The organism is Enterovirga sp. (genome assembly GCF_035325185.1).
In the GTDB taxonomy this organism is placed as follows: domain Bacteria; phylum Pseudomonadota; class Alphaproteobacteria; order Rhizobiales; family Beijerinckiaceae; genus Enterovirga.
Window position 1 is genome coordinate 26092 of the sequence record NZ_DAOLAJ010000041.1, and the last position, 6010, is coordinate 32101.

The following is a 6010-nucleotide window of genomic DNA, read 5'->3' on the forward strand; positions in this document are numbered from 1 at the left end:
ATTGAGCGTGCGCGATCTGCGCGCCACGGCAGGCACGCACGGGCCGGGCACGGATTTCGAGCGGAGCGGAAACGAAATCCGGGCCTTCCTCACCGGGCGCTGGACGGTGGAGCATTCGGCCGCGGTCGAGGATTGCATGGCCGCGCTGATGCGCCAGATCGGGGACGCGTCGCGCGTGCTTCTCGACCTGTCGGGGATCGAGCGCCTGGACACGCTCGGAGCCTGGGTGCTGGACCGGACCCGGCACGAGCTGGGCGAGAGGCAGCTCGCTGCCGATTTCGTCGGCGCGCGCGCGGAGCATCACATCCTGCTGAACGAGGTCGCCTATCGCGGCTTCCAGCCGGCGCCGGAGAAGACGACCTGGAAGCTCGTCGACATCTTCGTCGATATCGGCGCGACGATGGTCGAGGCCTGGCAGGACCTCGTGCGGGGCGTCGCCTTCCTCGGCCAGCTGACGGCGACGCTGGCGCGGCTCGCCGTGACGCCGAGCCGCTTCCGGTTTCCCTCCTTCGTCAACCAGATGGAGCAGATCTGCTTTCGCGGCGTGCCCATCATCGTCCTGATCTCGTTCCTGGTGGGCGCCATCGTGGCCCAGCAGGGAATCGTGCAGCTCAAGCGATTCGGCGCGCAGACCTTCGTCGTCAACCTGTCCGGCATCCTCAGCCTGCGCGAACTCGGCGTCCTCCTGGCCTCCATCATGATCGCGGGCCGGTCGGGCTCGGCCTTCACTGCCGAGATCGGGTCGATGAAGATGCGCGAGGAGATCGACGCGCTGCGCGTGATGGGGCTCGATCCGATCGAGGTCCTCATCGTGCCGCGCGTGCTGGCGCTGATGATCGGCCTTCCGATCCTGGCCTTCCTGGCCGCGATGGCGGCCCTGATCGGCTCGGGGGCGATGGCCTGGGCCTATGGCGACATTCCGCCGGACATCTTTCTCTCCCGGCTGAAGGCCACCATCGACATGCGCACCTTCCTCGTCGGCATCGTCAAGGCGCCCTTCATGGCGGTCGTGATCGGCGTCATCGCCTCGAACGAGGGCATGGCCGTGGAAGGCTCGGCGGAATCGCTCGGCCAGCATGTCACCGCCTCGGTGGTGAAGGCGATCTTCATGGTGATCGTGCTGGACGGGTTCTTCGCGATCTTCTTCGCGGCCATCAAGTTCTGACGATGCCGGCGATTCCAGGCCAGACCGTGGACGAGCGCGATCGCGAGGCGGTGATCCGCGTGCGCGACCTCGTGGTGGGATTCGGCGAGCGGCTGATCATGAAGCATCTCGATCTCGACGTGTATCGCGGCGAGATCCTCGGCTTCGTCGGCCCTTCCGGCCAGGGCAAGTCCGTCCTGACGCGCGCGATTCTCGGCCTCGTCCCCAAGCGCGAGGGGACGATCGAGGTCTTCGGCGAGGATCTCGACGGGTTGTCGCCGAAGGCGCGCCAGGAGATCGAGCGGCGCTGGGGCGTGCTGTTCCAGCAGGGCGCGCTGTTCTCCTCCCTGACGGTGCGGCAGAACGTGCAGGTCCCCATGCGCGAATATCTGTCGCTGTCCGATCGCCTGCTCGACGAGCTCGCGATGCTGAAGATCGAGATGGTGGGGCTGAAGCCCGACGCCGCCGACAAGCTGCCCTCCGAGCTGTCCGGGGGCATGATCAAGCGCGCGGCTCTCGCACGCGCCCTCGCCCTCGATCCCGAGATCCTGTTCCTCGACGAGCCCACCTCCGGCCTCGATCCCATCGGCGCGGGAGAGTTCGACGAGCTGATCGCGACCTTGCAGCGCACGCTCGGCCTCAGCGTCTTCATGGTGACGCACGACCTGGACAGCCTCTATACGGTCTGCGACCGCATCGCGGCTCTGGGGGACGGCCGCATTATCGCCCAGGGCACCATCGATGTTATGCTGGCGTCCGACCATCCCTGGATTCGGGCGTATTTCCACGGGAAGCGCGCGCGGGCGGCGATGTCCGGCGGCGCCTGAGCCGAGGCAGATGGAAACCCGCGCGAACTACGCCCTCATCGGCATCTTCACCATGGCCGTCGTCGCGGCCGCGTTCGGCTTCGTGCTATGGTTCGCGGGCTCCGAGAGCGGAGTCGACCGTGCGACCTACCGGGTCGAGTTCCAGGGCACGGTGGCGGGATTGTCGAAGGGCTCGCCCGTCCTCTTCAACGGCATCCGGGTCGGAGAGGTGCAGGCCGTGGAACTGTCCCCCGACGCGCCCGACCAGGCTTTCGCCACCATCCAGATCGCCAAGACGACGCCGATCCGCGACGATACCCGCGCCTCGCTCGACGTGAATCTCCTCTCGGGCGTCGCGCAGGTGGGGCTCTATGGGGGCGCCAGGGATGCCGGCCCCCTGCGCAAGCGCAATCCGAAGGATCCCTACCCGACCATCATCGCCGATTCGGGCGGGCTCGGCAGCGCCATCCAGACTGCCCGCGCCGCCGCCGAGAAGGCGAATACGCTGCTGGATTCGCTGAACGCGCTCGTCTCGGAAAACCGGGGCTCGATCAGCGCCACGGTCCGCAATGTCGAGAGCTTTTCCGACGCGCTCGGCAAGAACGTACGGGCGATCGACGGCCTCCTCTCCACGGCCGGGGACGCGGCGAAGCAGATCGGGCCGATGGCCGAGAAGATCGGGGCGCTTGCCGACAACGCCCAGGGGATCGTCAGGGCGGTCGATCCTGAACAGGTCCGCCACATCGTCAGCAACACCGATTCGCTGACCGGAAAGTTCGACCAGGCGGCCGGCAGGATCGACGGGGTGCTGAAGGCGGTCGAGAGCTTCCTCGGCACGGCGGCGGGCCAGGAGGGCAAGAGCACCTTCTCGGCGATCCGCACCGCCATGGATTCCTTCGGGCGCGCCAGCGACAACCTGAGCCGCCGCGCCACCGAGATCGCGACCTCGATCGGCCGGTTCTCGGGCACCGGCTCGCGTCAGGTCGAGGCGCTCGGGGCGGATGCGCGACGCGCCATCAACACGATCGGGCGGGCCGCCGGCAAGATCGAGAAAAATCCCTCCTCTGTCATTTTCGGCACAGGCAGGCCCTCGATCCCCGAATATAGTGGACGCTGATCGGGTCCCAATCGCGTGCGTGCAGTGCGTCTCCAGGCTTCCGGCGGCCATCGCCCCTGTCGCGCCGTCTTCATGTTCGCGCTGCTCGCGTCGGGGCTGGCCGGCCTCGGCGGCTGCTCCTCGCCTCCTGCGCCGGCCTTCGACCTGACGGCGCCGGGTGCCCCGGGCCGGCACGGTCCGCTCGCGGGGCGGCAGGTCGTGGTGCCCGAGCCGAGCGCCATCCAGCCCTTTGAGGCGCAGCTCATCGTCGCGCGCGACGCGGCCAATTCGATCTCCTACCTGCCGGGCGCCCAATGGGCGGACCGGCTGCCGCGTCTCGTCCAGGCCCGCCTCGTCCAGACCTTCGAGAACGCTTCCGCCGTGCGCGCGAGCCGGCCGGCGGAGGGAGTCGTCGGAGACTACCAGCTCAACAGCGCCATCCGCGCCTTCCAGCTCGACGGCCCGCGCAGCGAGGCTCTTGTCGAGATGTCGGTGAACCTCGTCGATCTCAAATCGGGCAAGCTCGTCAGCTCACGAATCGTCAGCCGCCGCGTGCCTGTCGCCGACAGTTCCGGCCCGGCGGTGGCCCAGGCACTCGACAGGGCGCTCTCCGGCGTGATGCTCGACATCGTGCGCTGGGTCGGCGGCGGGCGCTGACCTTGCGGAAATTTTTGCAGGGCCGCCCTGCAACCGCCGCCGTCGCCTCCCATCTAGGAGCGGCCGAGCTACGAGCATACGGGTTCCCGACATGAGCAGACTGATTGCAAGCGTGATGGCCCTCGCCCTGCTGGGGGGAGCCGGCGCCGCCTCCGCCCAGACGACGCGCACGGCCACGGTCCAGCCCGGCAAGCCGGTGCGCCTCGCCGTCGTGACCGCCTTCAAGAAGGATTGCTCGCTCGGCGAGGTGGGCAGCATCCGCGTGGTCGCGCCCCCCAAGAACGGCTCGATCGTCGTGCGCGGGGGCAAGCTGACGACCCCGTCGAGCTTCCGCTGCCCGAGCAAGGATACGCAAGTCCAGGCGCTCTTCTACGAGCCCAACAAGAATTTCCAGGGGACGGACGAGCTCTCCTACGAGACCAAGGATCCGGACGGCGCCACCCAGACCGTGACCGTCAAGATCAACGTCACCGCCAAGCCGGCGCCGGCCGCGCCCAAGGGCGGGAGCGGAGGGGTGGTCGATCTCTGACGCCGCGATCCGCGCGACGAGGGGGCCATGGCTCTTCACCTGATCAAGCTCTGCGTCGGCGTGAGCACCATCGGCGAACTCGAGGACTGGATCGTCGAGAGACGGCGGCGGATGGGCCAGGGCACCGATCCGCGCCACGCCCATATCACGCGGATGGTGCCGAAGCGGACGAAGCCGCTCCTCGAGGGCGGCTCGCTCTATTGGGTCATCAAGGGGCAGCTGAGCTGCCGCCAGTCGCTCCTCGGCATCGAGCCCTTCACGGACCAGGAGGGGATCGGCCGCTGCCGGCTCGTCCTGGATTCCCGCGTGGTGCCCGTCGTGCCGAGGCCCTGCCGTCCCTTCCAGGGATGGCGCTATCTCGAGGACGAGGAAGCCCCCGCCGATCTCGGCGGGGCCGCGGGGATCCAGGCCCTGCCGGAGGAGATGCGCCGCGAGCTTGCGGCGCTCGGCCTGCTATAGTCTGTTATCCGGCCGCGCGGTCGCGAGGAGGGAACATGCTGCTGAGACTTGCCGTCGCCCTCTTCGCCGCGGGAACCTTGTCCGTGCCGGCGGCCTCGGCCGGCTGCGACAAGCAGGGGACCCGGCAGGCCCGGTCCGGCTGCGCGCGGGCCGAGGCGCCGAAGAAGTTCGAGCCCTACGATCCGTCTGCCGCGCGCGCCGGCAGCCGCCAGGGATTCATCGACGTCGGCGGCGGCACCGAGGTGCGGATCGGCGGCAGGGTGCGGGCCGATTACCAATATACCCGCTGAGGGTCGGCGGTGTCCGCGGCAAGGCTGCGCCTAGCTTCGGCCGCGCTGCTGGCGGCGGCCGGGCTCTGGGCCATCGGGGCGGTGCCTGCCGGGGCAGGGCCGATGCGGACCTGCCGGGCCGAGCTGGGCGCGGCCGAGGCGCGCTCGCTGGTGCGCGACTGCCTCGATTCGGCCCCGGCGACCCCCGCCTTGTGCCGCCTGGAGACCCCGTGCGAGGCGATGCGCGAGATGATCGCGGAAGCCTGCCGCGTCCAGGGAGAGGACAAGCCCGTCTGCCGGGCCCTCAGAGAGGATGACGAGGACGACGAGGAATAGGCCATGCCTATCCCCGGAGACGTTCCGCCTTCGGCGGAATTGCTCTAAACCCCGTCCATGAGCACGCCCTCGCCGACGAAGCGCTCCTCCCTCTCGCTTCTGACCGTCTGCGGTCTGGAGGAACTGGAGGGGCATCGCGAAAGCCGCGTCACGCATGTCCTCTCGATCCTCGATCCCGGCATGCCCGATCCGATCGCGTTCAGCCGCTACGACCGGCATCACCGCACGACGCTGCGCTTCCACGACATCATCGAGCCGCTGCCCGGCATGATCCTGCCCGAGCGCAGGCACGTGGAGAAGATCGTCGCCTTCGGGGAAGAGGTGGCGGAGGATCTCGGGGAAGGAGAGGAAGGACACCTTCTGATCCATTGCCATATGGGCATCTCGCGCTCGACAGCGGCGATGACGACGATGCTGGCCATGGCCTCGCCCGGCGAGCCCGAGGAGGCGATCGTCGGGCACCTCCTCTCCATCCGGCCCCATGCCTGGCCCAATGCCCGCATGATCGGCTTCGCCGACGAGATCCTCGGGCGGAGCGGGCGCCTGTCCGAAGCGGTGCGCCGGCTGCATGCGCGCCAGATCGCGGCCTCGCCCCGGCTGGCGGAGGTCTTCCGCAATCTCGGCCGCTCGGCGGAGGTGGACCGCGCCCTCGGCCGCTCGGACTGAGGACGCCATGCGGATCGGCATCGACTGGGGCGGGACGAAGATCGAGGG

General features: G+C 69.0%; 9 protein-coding genes. All 9 read left to right on the plus strand.

What is annotated here, in order from left to right; all coding sequences use genetic code 11:
- Positions 1-7 precede the first annotated feature (7 nt).
- The 9 genes from PKD06_RS10095 to PKD06_RS10135 all read left to right on the plus strand — a co-directional run bounded on the left by PKD06_RS10095 (position 8) and on the right by PKD06_RS10135 (position 5962).
- A complete protein-coding gene (locus tag PKD06_RS10095; protein WP_324380046.1) occupies positions 8-1165 on the plus strand; it encodes an MlaE family lipid ABC transporter permease subunit in 1158 nt (385 codons plus the stop codon).
- A gap of 2 nt (positions 1166-1167) precedes the next feature.
- Positions 1168-1971: an ABC transporter ATP-binding protein gene (locus PKD06_RS10100; RefSeq protein WP_324380047.1), complete on the plus strand. Its 804-nt coding sequence runs from the start codon at positions 1168-1170 to the stop codon at positions 1969-1971.
- 10 nt (positions 1972-1981) lie between these two features.
- Entirely contained in the window at positions 1982-3067 is a 1086-nt protein-coding gene (locus tag PKD06_RS10105) for an MlaD family protein (protein WP_324380048.1), read from the plus strand.
- Between the two features lie 15 nt (positions 3068-3082).
- Positions 3083-3703 carry an ABC-type transport auxiliary lipoprotein family protein gene (locus tag PKD06_RS10110; RefSeq protein ID WP_324380049.1) on the plus strand — a complete coding sequence of 207 codons (621 nt, stop codon included), beginning with the start codon at positions 3083-3085 and terminating at the stop codon, positions 3701-3703.
- 91 nt (positions 3704-3794) lie between these two features.
- A complete protein-coding gene (locus tag PKD06_RS10115) occupies positions 3795-4232 on the plus strand; it encodes a 4-aminobutyrate aminotransferase (protein WP_324380050.1) in 438 nt (145 codons plus the stop codon).
- 27 nt (positions 4233-4259) lie between these two features.
- Positions 4260-4691, plus strand: coding sequence for a DUF1489 domain-containing protein (locus tag PKD06_RS10120; protein WP_324380051.1), 432 nt, complete (start codon positions 4260-4262; stop codon positions 4689-4691).
- A 35-nt stretch (positions 4692-4726) separates the two neighbouring features.
- A complete protein-coding gene (locus PKD06_RS10125; protein WP_324380052.1) occupies positions 4727-4981 on the plus strand; it encodes a hypothetical protein in 255 nt (84 codons plus the stop codon).
- 9 nt (positions 4982-4990) lie between these two features.
- Positions 4991-5296 (plus strand): hypothetical protein, encoded by a 306-nt coding sequence (locus PKD06_RS10130; protein WP_324380053.1) that lies wholly within the window; start codon positions 4991-4993, stop codon positions 5294-5296.
- Between the two features lie 57 nt (positions 5297-5353).
- Positions 5354-5962 (plus strand): protein-tyrosine-phosphatase, encoded by a 609-nt coding sequence (locus PKD06_RS10135; RefSeq protein WP_324380054.1) that lies wholly within the window; start codon positions 5354-5356, stop codon positions 5960-5962.
- The last annotated feature ends 48 nt before the right edge of the window (positions 5963-6010 follow it).